The following is a 19,978-nucleotide window of genomic DNA, read 5'->3' on the forward strand; positions in this document are numbered from 1 at the left end:
AAAAAGTAAAATGTGAGAAGTAAAAATAAAACTGTCAGACCTGATTGGAAAATTAACCTGACCGTTTTACATCTCACCTTTCACATCTTACATTAACAAAAAATCACAGGCAAAGAGGAATTACTCCGTACCTGTGATGCTCTTTATTTTGAACCGGTATCGGGTTACATAAATCCTTCCCTCTTCATAGCGTTTTCAAGTTGTTCACCAAGTTTGTCAGATGCCTTCAGCAACGGCAAACGAACGTCGGAACTACAAATACCCTTGATTTCAAGACATTTTTTTATTCCAACCGGATTTGATTCAATATATAATAAAGTGTCAAATTCTAAAAATGCAAGCTGTAATTTTGCTGCTTCCTTAAAACGGCCTTCCAGAGCGTGCCAGGTAAGGTCTGTAAATTCCTTTGGAAATGCATTGGCAATAACCGAAATCACACCATGCCAGCCAACACTTACCATCGTGGTAACCAGGTTGTCATCCCCCGAAAGTAACAGAAAATCGTCTCCTACCCGGGAAGCCAATTCCATGCTTTGTTCGATACTTCCGCCTGCATCTTTTATACCGATGATATTCGGGTGAGCCGATAACGTGACAATCGTATCTGCTTTCATGTTAATCACAGTACGCCCCGGAACGTTATAAAGCAAAACCGGAACAGGCGATGCATCTGCAATGGCAGTGAAATGCGCAATAATTCCTTCCTGGGTTGGCTTATTGTAATATGGACAAACAGAGAGAATGGCATCAACGCCAGTAAAATCAAGTTCCTTTATGCCATCTAAAACCGACTTGGTATCATTCCCGCCTAATCCGTAGACGATTGGGAGTGATTTGGTATTGTGCCTGATCGTGAAAGCAAGGATGTCCTTTTTTTCTTTTGAAGAAACCGTTGGCGACTCGCCGGTAGTGCCCTGCACCACAAGATAGTCTACCTCTCCTTCCGTCACAAGGTCAATCAGTTTTTTCAGACCAGGGTAATCGATTTCATTCTGCTCATCAAAAGGTGTAATCAGCGCTGCTCCAACCCCTTTGAAACGTAAGTCCAATGGCATTATATTCTTATATTATTGTTTGATTTTAAAGTGCAAATGTAAGGAAGTAATCCGGAATTCGCATTTTAAATTGGGTGAGTTTAGGGTTAAACAGAACTCACAAATTTATTAGTCATTTCAGGAGGCTCCTAAGGAACCTTCATCCAAACATTATTCACCTTATCTATAACCAGGTGGCCCCGTAGGAGCCATAGATTCATTCAAATCAGCTCTGTAAGAGCTTCCTGTTTATAGAAATTCGTTCAAACGGCAAATCTTATGCTCCGTAGTGCATCCTGCATCCAAATTTCACAATCTCCGCATCATTCCCCACCAATCATTGCCAAAAATTCTTCTTCGGACAAGATGGTCACACCTAGTTTTCGTGCTTTTTCCAGCTTGGCAGGACCCATATTTGCACCTGCCAGCAGGTAGTTGAGCTTTCCGGAAACCCCGCTTAATATCCTTCCTCCGTTTACTTCAATTTTGTTCTTCAGGTCATCCCGTTCAAAATTTTCGAATACTCCTGATATGACAAACGTTTTTCCTTCCAAAAGATCGCTCTCTACCTCTACCGGTTTTTCATCACTTTCCATCTGTACTCCGGCAGTCTTTAAACGTTCGACCAACACCTGGTTTTCAGGTACGCTAAAATAAGACTCAATGCTCATGGCAATTCTTCCTCCTATCTCAGGAACGGCTGTCAACTGATCGTAAGTTGCTGACTTGATGGCTTCAATAGATTTAAAATAAGCTGCGAGTTTTTCTGCAACCGTTGCCCCGACGAAGCGTATTCCCAAGGCAAAAAGTACATTTTTAAAAGGAACCGTTTTAGAAAGCTCAATTCCTTTCAAGATATTTTCTACCGTCTTTTCGCGAAAACTTATTTTTTTGACCTTACCGGTTTCTTCATTTACAATGCTTTTTTCAAGCCCAAGCAATTTTTCTTCTGTCAGATCATAAAGGTCTGCGGGCGTTCTGACCAGATCAAGATCAAACAAAAGTTCAATTTTACCTTCTCCCAAACTATCCAGATTCATCGCTTTCCGGTGGATATAATGTTCAATCCTGCCTTTTAGCTGCGGCGGACAATGGCTGTCATTCGGGCAGAAAAACGCCACTTCACCTTCATTACGTAACAGGGCAGTTCCACATTCGGGACAATTGGTGGGAAACTCAACCGGCTGCGTCATGAACTCCGCTCTCTTTTCAAGATCAACACCGGTAATTTTTGGAATAATTTCTCCGCTTTTTTCTACAAAAACGGTATCACCGATCCGGATATCCAACCTCAGGATTTCGTTTGCATTGTGAAGGGTCGCCCTTTTTACTCTCGTACCTGAAAGATGAACGCCTTTCACTTTTTTATAATCAACATCTCTTTCCGTAACATCCGCCAGGTTTGCTACCGGCGTAACTGCACCGGTCCGCCCCACCTGAAAGTTGACCGAACGTAAAATGGCCGGTTTATTTTCTGCCTTGTATTTAAAGGAAATTGCCCAGCGCGGACTTTTTGCCGTAAAACCAAGTTCCCGCTGCTGTTCGAATGAATTGATCTTAACAACAATCCCGTCGGTAGCCAAAGGAAGTGACACCCTTTTGTCTTCCCATTCGTGTATAAACTCAATCACCTCATCGATCGTCTGTACTTTACGCCAGCCGGGAGAAATGTTGAACCCCCACTTTTTTAAACCAAGCAAACTTTCTTCATGACTTTTAAAATGGTTGTCATCCGTCAGGAAAGAATAAATGTAACAATCCAGATTGCGTCTTGCCGTCTCCGCGGAATCCTGTAATTTGAAAGACCCTGAGGCTGCATTTCTTGGATTCGCATATTGGTTTTCACCCAGCGTGTCCATTTCATCATTTAATTTTTGAAAAGATGTGTAGGGCATAAATCCTTCACCACGAATTTCAAAAACCGGCGGTAATCCTTCCGCCTTTACCCGCAGCGGAAGCGAGCGAATCGTTTTCACATTATTTGTTATATCATCTCCTCTGGATCCGTCTCCCCGCGTGATGCCTCTAACCAAGACACCGTCTTCATAAGTAAAACTTAGTGAGATACCATCGAATTTGAGTTCGCAAATGTATTCATACTCCTCACCATCCAGCCCTCTTTTTACACGATCGTCAAAATTCCGCAGTTCCTGTTCATTATAGGTATTATCCAGCGAAAGCATCGGATAACGATGATAAACTGTTGCGAAATTTTTCGTGATCGTACCTCCTACTCTTTGCGTAGGTGAATCGCTTTTCTTGAATTCCGGATGTTTATCTTCCAGATCTTTCAACTGTTTTAACAGCTGATCGAAGTCATAATCAGAAATTTCGGAGACACTGTCCTGGTAATAGCGGAAATTATAATGATCTATTTTCCTGCTTAGGTCATCTATTTGTTTTTCAGGATCCATATTTTCAAGACTCTTTAGGTTCAAAATCGGGTGTCAGCCGGTTGCTGATGATCATTTCGCCAAATTTACAGTTTTCAGAATATTTATCATTTTTATATTCCTTTTCTGAGCTACAACTGTTTTAGAAATACATCAATTCTTAATTCCTGAGCATAATTCTCTAATTTTGATACATTATATTGTATTAGTAAAATTATTGAATCAATGTCCGGAATTGCTCCTTCTATACTTGCCGCCGACTTTGCCAACTTACAGCGCGACGTCGAAATGCTGAATGCCAGTGCGGCAGAATATATTCATGTGGACATCATGGATGGAATGTTTGTTCCCAATATTTCATTTGGACTACCTGTTTGTGAGGCAATTAGCCGTCATGCAAAAAAACCTCTGGATGTTCATTTAATGATCGAACAGCCGGATCGCTATCTCGCCGATTTCCGCAAAGCCGGCGCATCCATTATGACCGTTCATTACGAAGCGTGCCCGCATCTGCACCGTACCGTTCAGCATATCAAGGAATTAGGAGCCCTCGCAGGTGTTGCATTAAACCCACATACACCGGTTGAAGTACTTACCGAAATTCTTTCAGAAGTGTCGCTGATTCTGATCATGTCAGTAAACCCGGGTTTTGGCGGACAGAAATTTATCGAAAACACTTATAAAAAAATTTCCCGGTTAAATCAGCTCCGCAGGGAAGGCGGTTACGACTTTAAGATTGAAGTGGATGGCGGTGTAAATCTGTCAAACACGCCCAGACTTACTGAGGTCGGTGCCGACATTTTAGTTGCCGGAAGTTTTGTATTTAGCTCTGAGAACCCTTCACAAACGATACAGGCTATGAAAAATGCGCAGGAAATATGAAGTTGAGAAATATTTTTATCCTGTTATGTTTGCTTGGAATAGGCTGTTTTGCAAGTGCCGCAGGGATTGAACCACAAATTAAGACCGCGAATCAGTTTCCCCTGAGAATCCATCCAAACGGCAAACATGTTACAGATGGAAACGGAAAACCGTTTCTGATGGTTGCGGATGTAGCCTGGCAACTGCTTAGAAAACTGAACTACATTGATGCGGTTCACTATATGGATATTCGTAAATCTCAGTCCTTTAACACTTTCGTTTTGCAGTTGTTGCCTGCCCTGCCAAATCAAAAAAACTATAACAAAACTGCTCCTTTTCAGGATAATGACATTAGTAAACCCAACAAAGCCTATTTCGATTATCTTGAAAAAATAGTAGTTGCTGCAAAGGAACGGGAACTGGTTGTTGGTATCGTTGTGTCCCGAAAAAGCTGGAATGTTGTATTTGATTTATATAAAGAAGAAGCCTGGAAAAATTACGGTGAATTTGTGGGAAAACGTTTTGCAAAATATCCGAATATAATCTGGATCGTCAGTGAGGAAGAATATCAAAGTGCTTCACAATTTAAAGCCATTGCGGAAGGATTGAGATCCGCTACGGAAAATAATAATCTTGTTGCTTCACTATCCACCTGTTCTCCATCAAACCTAGCACCGAATTCCGCCAATCGTTCGGATTTGAAATTTGTAATACCTGATTCAACCGTGACTTATGCAGAATATGAGAACCTTGCCAACTGGCAGAAAAATTCCGGACAGCTCTCACAGCAGCCGTTTCTGATTTCCAATTCTGAATTCCCAAAAGAAATAACAGACCAGTCTGTACTGATCAGAAACCAGGCTTACCAGTCCATCATGAGCTCGGCCGCCGGCTTCTGTCACATGAGTACGATCAAAAATTTTTATCCGACCTGGAAAGTAAATATTAATAAAGACGGCGCCGAATACATTCATCATTTCGTTAAGATTTTGAAAGGAATTCCTTGGGAATACATGTATCCGAATCATACTCCGGGATTACTACCTGATTCAACCGATCAAAAGCGAATTGGTACCGTTTCTCTGACCAATGACCGATTATCAATGCTTTATATTCCTGAATCCAGATCGATCCGCCTGGATCTCACAAAATTGAGAGGCAATGATTTCCGGATTGTATGGTATAGCCCGCGTACGGGAAGAAGATGGACCGGTGTCACCTTAACCTCATCGACGGATGCGCTGATAACCCCACCTGATGCACAAACCGGGTGGGACTGGATTTTGCTGGTCGGGGCACAGGATTAGTATCAGGTTCATTTTTAAAAGTCATGCAGGAAATGAGCAATAAGAAGGTTTGTTTTTTATCTTTTCCTGAAAAAAAATTTAATATTACTTTTCGAAAGAGAAGAAAAAAGAATAATTCTCTTAGATATATAATTGAAGATGCCGGTACCTGCAACCCTGATGAGCCTGTATAAAATTACACTTTCTTTTCTTTTTTTAGTTTCAACCGGCAATTATGTTGTCGGGCAGCAGATACTTTGGGCCAACAAAGTGCTTGGTTATTCTTCCGAATCCCGTCCTGATCAGTATGGCAATGCGAACAGGTCTAAACAAATTCTTGGGGAACCAAATAAACTTCCGGCTTTTGGTAAAAGTCCCTGTGCCTGGTCACCGGCAGACCCGGACGGCAGAAGTGAAGAATGGATCAAAGTCGGATTTGAGAAAAGTGTTGCTTTAAAACAGGTTGCAATTGGAGAAAATTTTAATCCCGGATCCATTGCAAGGGTTTATGCATACGATGAAGATGGCAAAGAATATTTGATTTGGAAAAATAATCCCGCACCCGTGAACGTCGCCGGAAGAATGCTTAATATTTTTCCTGAGCAAAAAGATATTAAGGCAAATGCTGTTAAAATTGTTTTACAGCCGGATAAGGTTCCTGGCTTCAATCAAGTTGACGCCATTGCCATTTCAGATCAGACAAAACCCGTGGAAGCTGTAATTAATCTGGCAACAGGAGCCTCTGCATCGAAATTGGTAAAAGAAAACCTAGGATCGGCTGTTAATACTGCGGGCTTAGAATTAAATCCTGTTATTTCTCCTGATGGAAAGACGCTATATTTTACGAGAGAGGGACATCCGGAAAATATAGGAGGTGATTTAAAAACTCAGGATATATGGTACTCGACTTTGGGCAATAAGAACCAATGGGGCAAGGCAGTAAATATGGGCCCACCATTGAATAACAAGGAAAATAACGCTGTTATAAGTATATCATCCGATGGCAAAACCCTTTATTTGGTAAACCAGTACCGGGTTAATACACCTATGGCGTATGGATTGTCAGAATCGCTTTTTTCCACAAACACCTGGACCTTCCCCAAAGATATTAATGTTGCAAATCCATATAACTTACAAGAAGGTATGGAGGTCTCTGTTTCTCCAAAAAGCAATGTAATGATACTTGCCACTGAACGCCGGGATACAGAAGGAGACAAGGATCTTTACGTTTCTTTCCTTCAAAAGGATAACAACTGGTCGGAGCCACTAAATATGGGAAATGTACTTAATTCCGCAGATTATGATGGATCACCTTTTATTTCCCATGATAATCAAACTCTTTATTTTTCGTCAAGCGGTCACAGTGGCTATGGGCAAAGTGATTTCTTTATGTCAAAACGGTTGGATGATACATGGACAAAATGGTCAAAACCGGTAAATCTGGGTCCAATAATTAATTCACCAAAATGGGATTTATACATTAGCATTCCTACTTCCGGAGAGACTGCTTATTTTAGTTCAATTGATAAATCACTTGGCTCATATGATATTTTTAAACTTGCTCTCCCAAAAGAACTAAAACCAGATCCCATGGTGGTCGTTACGGGAAACGTAACCATTGCCGGAACAAACAGTCCTGTTCATTCAGATCTTGTTGCTGACATTAAAAAGAATAACACTGTGTTCACAACGGCTACTTTTGATCCCGAAACGGGCGATTACAGGATTTTACTTCCTGCCAAAGAAGTTTACAGACTTACCGCAAGCGAGAAGGGCTATTTCCCTGCAACAGAAGAAATTGATTTGTTAACCGACAGCGTTTTCACTACAATTAAAAAGAATCTGGTATTGCAGCCAATGAAAGCGGGGCAGCAGATCAGATTAACTAATACTATTTTTCAACAAAGCAGTGCAGAAGTCAATGCCACGTCTTATCCGGAGCTCGACCGCATTGTGGCTGCCATGAACGAGTATCCTGCAATGGAAATTCTCCTTGAAGGACATACCGATAATCAGGGCGACGTACAGAAGAATGTAAAACTATCGGAAGACCGTGTTCAGCAGGTAAAAAAATATCTTTTGTCCAAAGGTATCGCTGCAAGAAGAATACAAACCAAAGCATGGGGACCGGCCAAACCCATTGCCAGTAACCAAACCGAGCAAACCCGTCAGAAAAACCGGCGCGTTGAATTCACTATCCTGAAAATCTAGAAACACCGCTTCACAATAAATTGCTTATTTTCGCAAAAATTCTTCGGTCATCTTAAAACTGACTTTGAATTTGCAGAGCAACTTTACCAGACAATGACTCACACATCTACAACGGAAAATCGAAAAACCTGGTTTATACTTTTACTTATATTAATCGCAGGTTTTCTTCTGAGGCTTTATCATCTTGATTCTTACAGCATTTTCTTTGATGAGAAAAGCACAATGGTTGTAAGTCAGGGAATTGTACTGGAAGGGGCCAATCAGAAAGAAGCTTTTTCAACGATAAAAGTATCTGCACGGGAATTCTGGAAGGCACCGTTGCCGGCCCCGCATCAGGCTCCTAAAATGTTATATTCCTTTACTTATCAGGAGCACTTTACACCCAAAGCATTTACTCCAAAAGAATTCTGGTCTCCTAAACACATTGCTGACTACTACGAAGCAATGACCAGAAGTGATATTGGCAACAGTCCGTTTTATTATCTGCTGCTTCACTACTGGCTGGAAGTATTCGGCATTTCCGATTTCACATCCCGCCTGTTTTCCGTTTTTTTTAGCGTGTTGATTATCGGGCTCACCTACAAATTTGCCAAACGCTTTTTTTCCGTAAATACCGGTTTGATTGCAGCAGCGATTGTAGCCATCGAACCGTTTTTTATCGCATACAGTCATCAGGCAAGAAATTACTCGCTTACCTTTTTCCTGACTTTGCTGGCTACCTATCTTTTTTTACGGATTATTGAAGGCAGTAAAACAAAACGAAATAATTCTGGATTATATCTGGGCTATATTTTATCGGCAGGCCTCGGACTGCTCAGTCACTTTCTTGTAATTGTCGTTCTGGCGGTGCATGGACTTTATGCGCTTTTCTTTTTACGATCTTTTGCAGGATGGATAAAAATGGCAGTTTCAGCCATTGCCGCTTTATCAGGACTTACCTGGTGGTTGCTTTACGGAGGCGGGCAATACACACTATATTCTTTAAACCATCAGGCAGCGGAGTATAAAAGGTTTGCAGCAACAAGCCCTGGCAACAATCCATTCGGCGTTTTTCCGGCCACTTTTTTCTACATTTATCAAAAATCCCTGCCTATCTTTTCCGATCTGCTGATCTTTACAAACGGCATGGCGGATTCACTTCCTGGCAAACGAAATTTCATTGTTTCCGTCCTGGTTGGTATTTTGCTGACGGTCTGGTACAGGTTCAGGGACCGTATAAAACTTCCAGCGCTGGTTATTACGGGAATGCCTTTTGTTATTGTTCTTATAAGCGCCGTTATCTACACAAGTAATAAACTGCAATTCTGCGTTTTATCCATTGTCATTTTTACTATGTCATTTTTATACGACATCCATAGGAATGCTGATAAAATGAAGCGCAAAAGATTGTGGCTGCTCTACATGATGGCCGTTATTCCAACGTCGTTTCTTATCCTGATGGCAATAAAAGGCGGACATACAAATAGTATTCAGCAGCGTTACTCAGGTTTTTCATTTCCTTATGTGATCATTTTGGTTAGTTTGCTGCTTCAATATGTGTACTCATTAAGATCTGAGATTAAATATTTGATCTTCTTTTTCCTAGTTGTTCAATCTTATTTTGTGGCTCAGCGTTTGCAGGAATTTTACGAAGACCGATCGTTGAAATACGGTGGGTTTGTAAAACCAAGAGTACCCAATCCTTACGAAAAAGCAGCATTAAAAATCAGGGAAATATATCATCCTGGCGATACCATTTTATACCCCGCCTTTAAGCTTCAAATCTTATCAGAAATGGACCGTACCTATTTGCCTTACTCCATACAGGATGCGCAGCTTACAAATTTGTACCTGCCTAAAACTGCAAATTATGTTCAGGTAATGGATACAACTCAGGTTGACCGAATATTAATTAAACGTAATACAGAAAACGATACCCTGGAAATCATCAACTTAAAGGGTTTACGCTACGGCTCCCAATAGCAGAAGTGACTTCCCAAAGCACATCCGGCAAATAAGAATTCGTATATTGCCGACTTATTTGTACCATTAAAGTTGTTACTTTACCATATTTTAGTAGTACAAAACAGCAACTACATCAGCACATCAACATACGCAATGGCGATGACCATAGAAGAAATATTGAACGATCCCAGACAATTAAGCGGCGATCTGCGGCTTAAAATACTGGGTTTATACCATCAGGCCAATGCCGGACATATCGGCTGTTCACTTAGCTGTATTGATCTGATGATAGCGGTTCTTTTCCTGAATAAATCTGCCGACGATACCTTCATTTTATCCAAAGGACATGCCGCTGCCGCATTATATGCCTGCCTTAATATATTGGGTGAAATATCAGATGAAGAGTTGGCTACATTTTATATGGATGGTACCACATTGCCTGCTCATCCGGCTCCGCGCCAGTATAAAAGTATTCCTTTTGCAACCGGTTCGCTTGGACATGGGCTTCCAATAGCAACCGGAATTGCCCATGCGGCTAAAATTGGTGATGAAGAAAGTTATTCATTCGCCTTGCTCTCAGACGGAGAAACCAATGAAGGAACCACCTGGGAAGCTGCACACTACGCCATTCAGAATCAACTTGATAACCTGTTTATGATTGTCGATAAAAATGGTTTGCAGGGATTTGATTTTACTGATAAAGTTCTGGGAGAGACGGCATCTGTTGAAAAATGGAAAGCGATCGGGTTTGAAACAGTCGAAGTAGACGGTCACAATATTCTTTCAATCAACGAGGTTATACAGGAACTGAAAACGCATAAAAACGGATTGCCCAAGGCGATTATCGCTCAAACGGTAAAAGGAAAGGGAGTTTCTTACATGGAAAATAAACTGGAATGGCATTACCTGCCAATGAATCCGGAACAATTTCAACAGGCTACTCTGGAAGTAAAAGAACGCTATCTTAATGAATTAACGAATGCTTGATCAGTTACCGGTCTACCAGGAAAAAATAAGAAATCTCAAAGGACCTATTTTTGTTTTCGGCGCAAGTGGTTTCATCGGCGCCAATCTTTTCAATGATATTTTCAAAATCCGAAAAGATTGTTACGCACTTACACACGATGCAACCAAAGCATGGCGGTTGAAACTTTTGAATGTGCCTTTTGAAAATATCATTCACTGCGACATTCTTTCAAATAACTCTGTATCGGAGGTCTTTGAAAAGTACAAACCTCAAACAATATTTAATCTCGCTGCTTACGGAGCGTACAGCAAACAAAGCAATGTAAACCTGACTTACGAAACCAACGTAATCGGGACGGTGAACATTCTTCAGAACTGTACCCGTGAGATGGTTTATATCCATGCCGGAAGCAGCTCGGAATATGGTTTCAATTGCACTTCTCCAAAAGAAACAGATCGTGTAGAACCAAATAGTCACTATGCCGTCTCCAAGGTATCGGCAGCATATTTACTCGAATATTATGCAAGGCTATTCGATTTAAAAACGCTGAATCTCAGGCTATATTCCATTTATGGATATTGGGAAGAACCGGACAGACTCATGCCAAAAGTGATTGAAAGTGCAAGAAAAAAGCAATTGCCATCACTTGTTTCACCGGATATCAGCCGCGACTTTGTTTTTATTGAAGATTGCGTGGAAGCCTTTTTGGATGCTGCACTTAAAATTAATAGTGAAACCTCAGGAAGATCTTATAACATTGCCACCGGGAGGAAGACCACAATTGGTGATTTGGTTGAGACCTCAAGAAGTACCTTTTCAATTCCACAGGAACCACAGTGGGGAAGCATGTCCAACCGGAAGTGGGACCTGGCAGACTGGTTTGGAGATCCGACAGCTTTTGAAACGGATTTTGGATGGAAAGCAAAAACTTCTCTGGAAACAGGTTTGTCTAAAACCAAACAGTGGCAGGAAGCGGTTAACTACGAAGAAACGATTATTCCGGCCTTTGAAAACCCAAAACTAAATCCGGTCATAACGGCTATAATTGCCTGCTACAAAGATGCACAGGCGATTCCGTTTATGTACGAAAGGCTGGTTAAAACTTTCAATGAATTAAAAGTACGGTACGAAATCATCTTTGTAAACGACAGTTCTCCTGATAATCAGGAAGACGTGATCAATAAAATTTGTGATAAAGACCCTAATGTAGTTGGCATCAGCCATTCTCGTAACTTTGGTTCACAATCCGCATTTTTGAGCGGAATGGAAATTGCTACCGGCGATTGTGTGGTGTTGATGGATGGCGACTTACAAGATCCGCCGGAAATTATCCCCGCCTTTTACGAAAAGTGGATGGACGGAAACGATGTAGTTTACGGCGTTCGTGTGCAACGTGAAATGAAACCACATATTCACTTTTTTTACAAAACATTTTATAAGATTTTTCAAAGCCTGAGTTATATTCCGATCCCCCGCGATGCCGGAGACTTTTCCATGATCGACAGGAAAGTTGTTAAAGAACTAGTGGATTTACCTGAAACTGAGCAGTTCCTGCGCGGCCTTCGCGCCTGGGTGGGTTTCAAACAGACCGGTGTACCATATGTCAGACCGGAACGCATGTTTGGTGTTTCGACCAATAACTGGACAAAGAACATCTGGTGGGCAAAAAAAGCAATATTCTCATTCAGTTTTGCCCCTCTTGAACTGATGAGTTACGCAGGATTCGGGTTGACGGGTTTATCGATACTGGGAATTATCTGGCAGATAATGGCCAAATTCATTTTCTTCCCTGATACACCTCGCGGTATAAGTACAGTCATCGTTCTGGTAACATTTTTTGGCGGACTTACCATACTGGGAATTTCATTCTTGGGAGAATACATCACAAAGATTTTTGAAGAAACAAAAAAACGACCGAAATACATCCGGACACGTATCAGACGAGGATCCAAATCATACAAAACGGCTGATGAAATACGAACGCTGGTAAAACAGCTGAGAAAGTGATACTTCATTTCCTATAGGCCATAAAAAAATGAGAAAAGAATTTTCAAATGCGATGGAACAGCTGGCAATAGAAGATGATTCTATTGTCTTCATCACCGGTGACCTGGGATACAATGCCCTGGAAAACCTGAAAGCCAAATTAGGAAAGCGGTTTATAAATGCAGGTGTTGCCGAACAGAATATGGTTGGTGTCGCTGCCGGTTTTGCTCACAAAGGGTATAAGGTGTTTTGCTATAGTATTGCGCCATTCATTGTTTATCGCTGTCTTGAGCAATTCCGTAATGATGTCTGTTTCAATAATTTACCTGTTTTTTTAGTAGGAAACGGAGGAGGTTATGGCTACGGAATCATGGGAAGCAGCCATCATACCCTGGAAGATATTGCGTGTCTGAGCGGTCTTCAGAACGCCAATGTATGGGTACCCGCTTTTGCAGATGAGGTAGAGCCTGTTCTTCAGCAAATTACAAAAGATGCAAGACCAGCTTATCTCAGACTTGGTGCCGGTAAAACAACACCGGATCACGCTTATCAAACGGGATCGTTTAAAGTGATTCATAAAGGTTTGAATGCGGAAACAACTGTTTTTGCTCTTGGTCCTGTTGCTAATAACGTTTTATCAGCATTATCCATAGCTGGTGAGCTTGCAGAAAAAGTCAACGTAATTACCGCCTTACGCTTCCCATTAAAAATGGAAGCAGATTTGCTTGAAATTGTGAAAAATGCACCAAACATTCTGGTAGCGGAAGAACATATCGGTACCGGCGGACTTGCACAACAACTGTCCGTACAGCTTATGGAAAAGGGCGTTTTCCCAAATTCTTTCAAAAGTCTGAAAGCTGAAGGTTACCCGAACGGAAGATATGGCAGCCAGTCGTACCATCAAAAACTCTCCGGTTTGGATCCTGATTCAATTATTTCGCATATCAACCAACTTTTGATTCCGGCATGACAAAAGGAGCTTTGCGCTTATTTATCATCCTGATCATTTTGGTCCCTGTCGGCATCTATTTTGTGGCCTGGGATTATTATGCCATAAATATTCCGAAATGGGACGATCATCCGCTTAAAGGTTTCATTGTCAATTTTGCCACAGCAGACAACTGGAAAGATAAAATCTCAATACTCTATAAGCAGCACAATGAACACCGCATTGCGATTACAAGACTTATTTCCTGGATAGACTTTTCGCTCTTCGGAACGCTTAATTACCGGCATCTGATGCTGGCCGGCAATTTGCTGTTACTGGGAATTTTACCCTTGTGGCATATTCTGCTAAAAAACAATAAAAAGCCGCTTTTTGCGCTTGTCCCGGTACCCTTCATCCTGCTTACGCTGGGAATGTGGGAAAATATGTATTGGGGAATGGCTTCTATCCAGAATTTTGGTGTTGTAACCTTTGCTGTCTGGACCATTTATTTATGCGTGAATCCCAAGAACTGGCTTTTTGCGCTTTCAATACCGGTGGCTTTGTTAACAGTATCCACAAGTCCTAATGGCTTTTTCGTATTCCCGATTGGAGCCCTTCTTATTTTTCTTACCGGAAACAGGAAACGCCTGGCACTTTTTCTTGCAACAGCCGCCGCCGCGATATTTTTATATTTTCATTCCTACACCAGAGTTGAATCTAATCCGGTGGCCAAGGCCTCTGTTTTACAGATCATCAAAGGTTACATGGCGTTTTTGGGCTCATTTGCCGAGTCCTTCCCGGTTCTCGATAATTTCCGGGTTTGTTTCCTTCTTGGAACGGTCTTATTTTTGGTTGCCGTTTCTATTGCCTCCACTACACTTTTCAGAATCATCAGAAATAAATATCCTGTCAGGTTTGAAAAGATTACGGACCTTTTTTGTCTCGGAACGATTCTCTTTATTTTGGGTACCGCTTTGATTGTAACTTACAGTCGTGCTGGTTTTGGAATTGAAGGCTTAATTACCAGCAAATACAAAATTTATTCAGTGTTACTGTTGATCGTTGCTTATCTGTATGTGGTTATTCCGATACGCGGCAGCTTTTTATCTCCTTACATCACTGCAATCGTGTTTTTTGCGATTTTATTTAATGTGTTTAACTACCATTATCATCTTGTGGACGCCTATAATCTTCGCAAGATGCTAATTTCCGAACAGTTCAACTGGACTTACAAGGACAAAAGCCTGAGGCCTGCTGATGACAGTACCTTCGCCGGCAGAGTTGTTGCCAAAACACCGGTAATTTACGACAATTGGCTGCCGTTAATCTCCATCGCAGAAAGGCAAACCTACGCAGGAAGCTCCCGTGGCCTTATTCAGTTATACGATAAAACAACTTTTACTAAAGGAGAGAAATCTTTTAAAGTTGAAAATGCAACCTTTACCAGTCAGCGTTTGCAGGACAGTGGTATTTATATTCTTTTTAAGTCAAAAGACAGGTTTTATATTTTTGAGGCATCACGCACACGTAACAAGAGCCGCAAACAATTGTTTTTAAAACAATACTACTTTGCACCCGGATTTCATGCGGATATACCCTTTTCCAAAATGGATCAGGGAATCTACAATGTAGCACTGATCAGGCAGGAAGGAGATCAAACAGGAATTCTTTTTAAAAATCAGAAAGTAGTAATTCCTGAAACAAAAGAGAATAAAGTAAAAGTAAACTGGTAACTATGCACGCAACCTCTAAGGGCCACATTATTCAATTGGACGGAATTCGCTTCATTGCTGTTGCCCTTGTACTGATCGCCCACCTTACTGATAGTTCTCTTCCGCTAGGGGAGCTGGGTGTAACGATGTTTTTTGTTTTGAGTGGTTTTTTGATCTCGAGGATTCTGATGCAAAGCCGGAATAAACTGCAAAATGAACCGGGAGGATTCAAAAAATATATCCGCAAGTTTCTTATCCGGCGTACCATCAGGATTTTCCCTGTTTATTATCTCTGTCTGCTGATTCTTTATATTCTGGGCGAACCATCTGTACGTGAATATCTTGCCTGGCTGGTATTGTACGGCACCAACATTTATATGGCAAGCCATGAAGGATGGATGGGATCGGTAGATCATCTCTGGTCTTTGGCGGTTGAAGAACAGGTTTATCTTATTTTTCCATTCCTGATATTTTTCGTTCCAAGGAAAAGCCTGCTTACCGTTTTCGGTATTATGGGTGTTTTGAGTGTTTTACTTCGCCTGTATTTCTATTTAAGTGGTAGGTCCTGGATTGTGTCGTATGTTTCTATGCCGGCTTGTCTGGATTCATTTGCATTTGGAGGTTTTATGGCATGGCTTCAGCTTTATAAAAAGGAAACATTTAGTAAGTTTTTCAATAAATCGTGGCTGGTGGTTTTAGGCCTGCTGGTTTGGCTGCTGGTTTATTATTGGTCGTATTATACCGGGCAGAACTCAGTTCCGGTTACCAAACATAATTTGATCAAAGTAGTTTTTGATCGTCTGGCCGCTTCTGCATTTTGTTTCTTTCTGATTGGCCACGCAGTGACAGGTTATACAGGTTTAATGGCCGCCTTTCTCGAAAACAAAGTAAGTGTTTATCTGGGCAGGATAAGTTATGGCATTTACCTCTATCACAACTTTGTTTTTAATCATTACCATAGCGGCCCAAATCACCCGGTTGTAAGGTTCTTTAACAAGGTTTATCGTCATTTCCCTGAATTGAAAGATTTTGCGCCTTTTCAGTTTACGGCTGTTTGTGTGTTTACCGTTTTGGTAGCGGCAGTATCCTGGCATTTCTTTGAAAAACCCATCAACGCTTTGAAAGACAAGTACGCTAAGTAAATAATGGATAAGCAGTACTGACTTTTAAGCTTTATTTCTTAATTTCGCGCAAACATACCAAATAAACTTCTGCATGTCGTTCCTTTTAAGCATTGTAATGCCCGCATACAACGAACAGGATTGTATCGAAAAAGTAGTACACAGCTGGACTAGCTTCTTAAAAAATAAATTTCCTAATGATAACACCACACTAATCGTTATTAATGACGGATCCAAAGACAACACAAAAGTGCTTTTGGACAAACTTGAAAAAGAAGTAACCAACCTGACAGTTATAAATCAAAAAAATGGGGGACATGGAAATGCCGTTGTAAACGGATACCACAAGGCCCTCGAACTGGATTCACAATATGTTTTCCAAACAGACAGTGACGATCAGTTCGTTTCTGATGATTTTGATAAACTTTGGAATAAAAGAGATCAATCCCAGTTTATTTTGGGTTATCGGGAAGTACGGCACGACGCTGGTGTTCGTCTTTTCATCACCAAATTTCTTCGGGGTACCATATCTCTTGTTTACGGTACTTACATTATGGACAGCAACATTCCATTCCGTTTGATAAAAGGAATATTCCTGCAAAAACTGATGAACCAGCTGCCTAATCCTGAGCCTTTTGCACCGAATATATTTTTATCGGTTATGGCAAAAAAATCGGGACAGGAAACATTCGATATTCCAATTACTCATAAGGACCGTGAAACAGGAACCGTTTCTATTGTAAAATGGAACCTGTGGAAAGTGTGTATCAGAAGCTTCAAGGAACTATTGCGGTTCCGTCTTGAACTTAATCAAAAAGTGAAGGCGATCCGTGCTTAAATAATTAAGCTGTGCTGAGAAAAAAAATTTACATTATCCTGCTGGTGTCAATTATTGCATTAGCAGGATATTTTCTATTCAAGTGGTTCAGAGGATCGTCTGCGGCCTGGAAACACATTCCGTCAAACGCGGTTGTAGTTATTACAAGCGAGCATTTGCAGGATTCGCTTTATACTGCGACAGAAGCAGGCATTGATGTCAAGAAGCTGCCGTTAATCGATTTTGCCAGCGACAATCTTTCGCTGCTTAACCTGCTTTCTAATAACCCAAAGAAAGTATATGATTTTCTGAAAGGCAAAACGATCACTTATTCTTACCATCCCAGGACCAGTACGGAATGGGGGATTTTGATGTATATTCCCATAGAAAAGGACGACGAAGCAAAATGGCTTGCTGCTCCTCAGCACACCAATATCCGCGCTCTGCATCATACCTTTCAGGATTATCGCATAACCGACATCAACGACACACAATCGCGGCCATTATTTTCTTATCTGGTTAAAGATAATTTTCTGATTGTCAGCTATTTTGGAGATATGATTGAAGACGTGATCCGATCGTCCTCCCTTAATATTCAGTCTTTTAAATTAAGATCCCAGTTTTCAAAAATTGAAGATTCGGATTACGGGACCAATATTTATCTTAAAAGTGAAGCCTGGAGAGCGATTATTCCTACCGGAAATGATAACGGTACTTATAAAGAATTCGCTAAAAATTTTCCTTACCTGCAGGATTTCCATATTGATAAGACTTCTGAAAAGAATTCCCTGATTTTAGAATCCACAGGCTCTGATACACCGGATTATTACCTCGCTAACTTATTAAGTGACAATCCCGGCGCACCATTTACGGGACACAAACACATCTCTCAGCAGACCTCCTATTTTTACAGATTTGCCGCAAGCGACAAGGAAATGTTTAAAAAGCAATTCCTGAAATGGCACGGTAAAACTAAAAATGAAGCCTGGGACAAACTGAATTATTACATTGGCAAAGAAAGCAGTTTGCTTACCGGTAATTTTGGATCGGAACTGATACTCTGCCAGCTTGAAGAAAATAACAGCATCAGCGATGGAAAGATATTACTGGCTGAATTTTCTAATTACGACAAACTCAGACCGGTACTTCAAAAACTTGCCAGGTTATCAAATCAGGAGGCAAATGTTTCGGTAGACAAATATCAGGGTTATGATATTTATGCTGTTCCTATCCCAGAACTACCCGTTGGATTATACGGCCCTATGTTTACCGGATTTCCGGTAAGTTATATTACCTATGTTGCACCCTATCTGGTTATCAGCAATAATTCACAGGTTTTGCAGAATTACATTGTCGACTATGAAAACCACATTACCTGGCAACAGTCACCTGAATATGACAGTATCCTGACAGGCGACAAAGCCGATGCACAACTTTCAATGATCGTCAATTTACGGAAGGCTCAGTCGCGCTCGGGAAACCGTGGAGGTAAAAGTTATACCGATCTTACATCCAAAATAGAATCCGTTGTTATTCAATGCCGATATGACGGAAAAGATGCTTTTCCGGAAATCACGCTTGTTCCCAAGAAAAGGCAGACAGCAAAGAAAGTGCTGAACCGTACATTTTTGAATATTGATATTGAATGGCCGCTTCTTTATGACAAACAGCTGGCAGCACTTCAAAATCCGGTCGATGGGAGTTCGGAGATTTTGCTTACCGATGAAGTAAGTAATCTGCTCAGGACAAATGATCTTAAAACCGGTAAAACAGAAACCATTGCAAAATTAAACGGACCGATTTCAACTTCCGCCTATAAGGTCGACTTCCTGAATATTGGTCGGGAGCAGCGAATTTTTGCTACGCAAAGTACCGTTTATGCGCTGGACCAGGATGATTCAACAAGAATTACTACCTTCTCCGAAACTGTACCCTCCTCCACACCTGTTTCTGCGCTGTATCTGATTGACGGGGGTTACGATGGCAGTAATCGGTTCATTATACAAAATGAAGCACAGGAATTATTTTTGTGGGAAAGCGTTAGCAAGCCTATCAAAAGATTAAACAGAAACAATCGCTTTGAAAATATTCAAAGCCCCGTTGTAGCACTTAATCAGATTGGAAACAGAGGTTTTATCGTAACGCAGAAAAACGGAAAGATCTTTCTGTTAAAAGAAAATGGTGCTGTAAGATCAGGCTTTCCGGTGGATATTTTAACCCGGACAGAAAGTGCATTTACCTGGGCACAGAATCTCGCGAGCGGTCAGCCGGAACTTGTTGGCGTGAGCGTTTCCGGTGAGTTGATAAGAATTAACCTGGATGGTAAAATAACTTCCCGCAGACAGCTTTTGAGACCTGAGCCCGGCTCTAATTTTAAAACACTCTTTGACAGAAATTCTCTGGATTGGATTCTGGTACGTTCTGCTTTTTCGAAAACAGCCATCCTGACTAAGGAAGGTGAAGAGCTTTTTGAAATAAAAGATATTCTTCCAAATGCAGATATTCAGTATCATTTCTTCGGTGTTGACAACCGTTTTATCACGATCCGTTCCGGGAATTACACGACTGTATTTGACATGACAGGGCGACGGCTTGGAGATAAAGCAATTCCGTCTGAGATGCCGGTTCAGCTAACTTACCAGCCAGGATATTATAAATTGTTGATATTTAGTAAGTCAGAGAAAAAAATCCAGGTGTGGTCCATTAAGCTGAGATAGA

General features: G+C 41.1%; 13 protein-coding genes. 11 read left to right on the plus strand and 2 right to left on the minus strand.

Annotated features, from left to right (window positions below; translation table 11 throughout):
- Positions 1-164: 164 nt before the first annotated feature.
- Together dapA and ligA are read right to left on the minus strand one after the other, a co-directional pair.
- Entirely contained in the window at positions 165-1,055 is an 891-nt protein-coding gene (dapA, locus tag E0F88_RS08075; RefSeq protein ID WP_131957734.1) for a 4-hydroxy-tetrahydrodipicolinate synthase, read from the minus strand.
- Positions 1,056-1,357: 302 nt separating this feature from the next.
- Positions 1,358-3,448, minus strand: a complete 2,091-nt coding sequence (gene ligA, locus E0F88_RS08080; RefSeq protein WP_131957735.1) for an NAD-dependent DNA ligase LigA — start codon at positions 3,446-3,448, stop codon at positions 1,358-1,360.
- A gap of 204 nt (positions 3,449-3,652) precedes the next feature.
- Here ligA and rpe point away from each other — a divergent pair, with 204 nt between their 5' ends.
- The 11 genes from rpe (at position 3,653) to E0F88_RS08135 (ending at position 19,977) form a co-directional block, all read left to right on the plus strand.
- Positions 3,653-4,309: a ribulose-phosphate 3-epimerase gene (gene rpe, locus E0F88_RS08085; RefSeq protein ID WP_131957736.1), complete on the plus strand. Its 657-nt coding sequence runs from the start codon at positions 3,653-3,655 to the stop codon at positions 4,307-4,309.
- Positions 4,306-5,595, plus strand: coding sequence for an apiosidase-like domain-containing protein (locus E0F88_RS08090; protein ID WP_131957737.1), 1,290 nt, complete (start codon positions 4,306-4,308; stop codon positions 5,593-5,595). Before rpe ends, E0F88_RS08090 begins: the two co-directional genes overlap by 4 nt.
- Positions 5,596-5,754: 159 nt before the next feature.
- A complete protein-coding gene (locus E0F88_RS08095; RefSeq protein WP_131957738.1) occupies positions 5,755-7,785 on the plus strand; it encodes an OmpA family protein in 2,031 nt (676 codons plus the stop codon).
- Between the two features lie 93 nt (positions 7,786-7,878).
- A complete protein-coding gene (locus tag E0F88_RS08100; protein WP_131957739.1) occupies positions 7,879-9,747 on the plus strand; it encodes a glycosyltransferase family 39 protein in 1,869 nt (622 codons plus the stop codon).
- A gap of 141 nt (positions 9,748-9,888) precedes the next feature.
- Positions 9,889-10,716, plus strand: a complete 828-nt coding sequence (locus tag E0F88_RS08105; RefSeq protein WP_131957740.1) for a transketolase — start codon at positions 9,889-9,891, stop codon at positions 10,714-10,716.
- A complete protein-coding gene (locus E0F88_RS08110) occupies positions 10,709-12,703 on the plus strand; it encodes an NAD-dependent epimerase/dehydratase family protein (RefSeq protein ID WP_131957741.1) in 1,995 nt (664 codons plus the stop codon). The genes E0F88_RS08105 and E0F88_RS08110 overlap by 8 nt, the downstream gene beginning before the upstream one ends.
- Positions 12,704-12,731: 28 nt before the next feature.
- Complete coding sequence (locus E0F88_RS08115; RefSeq protein ID WP_131957742.1) at positions 12,732-13,652, plus strand: transketolase family protein; 921 nt, start codon at positions 12,732-12,734, stop codon at positions 13,650-13,652.
- Positions 13,649-15,343 carry a hypothetical protein gene (locus tag E0F88_RS08120; RefSeq protein WP_131957743.1) on the plus strand — a complete coding sequence of 565 codons (1,695 nt, stop codon included), beginning with the start codon at positions 13,649-13,651 and terminating at the stop codon, positions 15,341-15,343. Before E0F88_RS08115 ends, E0F88_RS08120 begins: the two co-directional genes overlap by 4 nt.
- Before the next feature lie 2 nt (positions 15,344-15,345).
- Complete coding sequence (locus tag E0F88_RS08125; protein ID WP_131957744.1) at positions 15,346-16,464, plus strand: acyltransferase family protein; 1,119 nt, start codon at positions 15,346-15,348, stop codon at positions 16,462-16,464.
- Positions 16,465-16,537: 73 nt separating this feature from the next.
- The gene (locus tag E0F88_RS08130; protein WP_131957745.1) at positions 16,538-17,281 is read left to right on the plus strand and encodes a glycosyltransferase family 2 protein; all 744 of its coding nucleotides are present in this window, start codon (positions 16,538-16,540) and stop codon (positions 17,279-17,281) included.
- 11 nt (positions 17,282-17,292) lie between these two features.
- Positions 17,293-19,977 (plus strand): hypothetical protein, encoded by a 2,685-nt coding sequence (locus E0F88_RS08135; RefSeq protein ID WP_131957746.1) that lies wholly within the window; start codon positions 17,293-17,295, stop codon positions 19,975-19,977.
- Position 19,978 lies beyond the last annotated feature (1 nt).

Source organism: Dyadobacter psychrotolerans (assembly GCF_004349265.1).
GTDB classification, from domain to species: Bacteria; Bacteroidota; Bacteroidia; order Cytophagales; family Spirosomataceae; genus Dyadobacter; species Dyadobacter psychrotolerans.

Coding starts and splice junctions, on each gene's coding strand:
- dapA (WP_131957734.1), bottom strand. CDS start 1,055: ATGCCATTGGACTTACGTTTCAAAGGGGTTGGAGCAGCGCTGATTACA.
- ligA (WP_131957735.1), bottom strand. CDS start 3,448: ATGGATCCTGAAAAACAAATAGATGACCTAAGCAGGAAAATAGATCAT.
- rpe (WP_131957736.1), top strand. CDS start 3,653: ATGTCCGGAATTGCTCCTTCTATACTTGCCGCCGACTTTGCCAACTTA.
- E0F88_RS08090 (WP_131957737.1), top strand. CDS start 4,306: ATGAAGTTGAGAAATATTTTTATCCTGTTATGTTTGCTTGGAATAGGC.
- E0F88_RS08095 (WP_131957738.1), top strand. CDS start 5,755: ATGAGCCTGTATAAAATTACACTTTCTTTTCTTTTTTTAGTTTCAACC.
- E0F88_RS08100 (WP_131957739.1), top strand. CDS start 7,879: ATGACTCACACATCTACAACGGAAAATCGAAAAACCTGGTTTATACTT.
- E0F88_RS08105 (WP_131957740.1), top strand. CDS start 9,889: ATGACCATAGAAGAAATATTGAACGATCCCAGACAATTAAGCGGCGAT.
- E0F88_RS08110 (WP_131957741.1), top strand. CDS start 10,709: ATGCTTGATCAGTTACCGGTCTACCAGGAAAAAATAAGAAATCTCAAA.
- E0F88_RS08115 (WP_131957742.1), top strand. CDS start 12,732: ATGAGAAAAGAATTTTCAAATGCGATGGAACAGCTGGCAATAGAAGAT.
- E0F88_RS08120 (WP_131957743.1), top strand. CDS start 13,649: ATGACAAAAGGAGCTTTGCGCTTATTTATCATCCTGATCATTTTGGTC.
- E0F88_RS08125 (WP_131957744.1), top strand. CDS start 15,346: ATGCACGCAACCTCTAAGGGCCACATTATTCAATTGGACGGAATTCGC.
- E0F88_RS08130 (WP_131957745.1), top strand. CDS start 16,538: ATGTCGTTCCTTTTAAGCATTGTAATGCCCGCATACAACGAACAGGAT.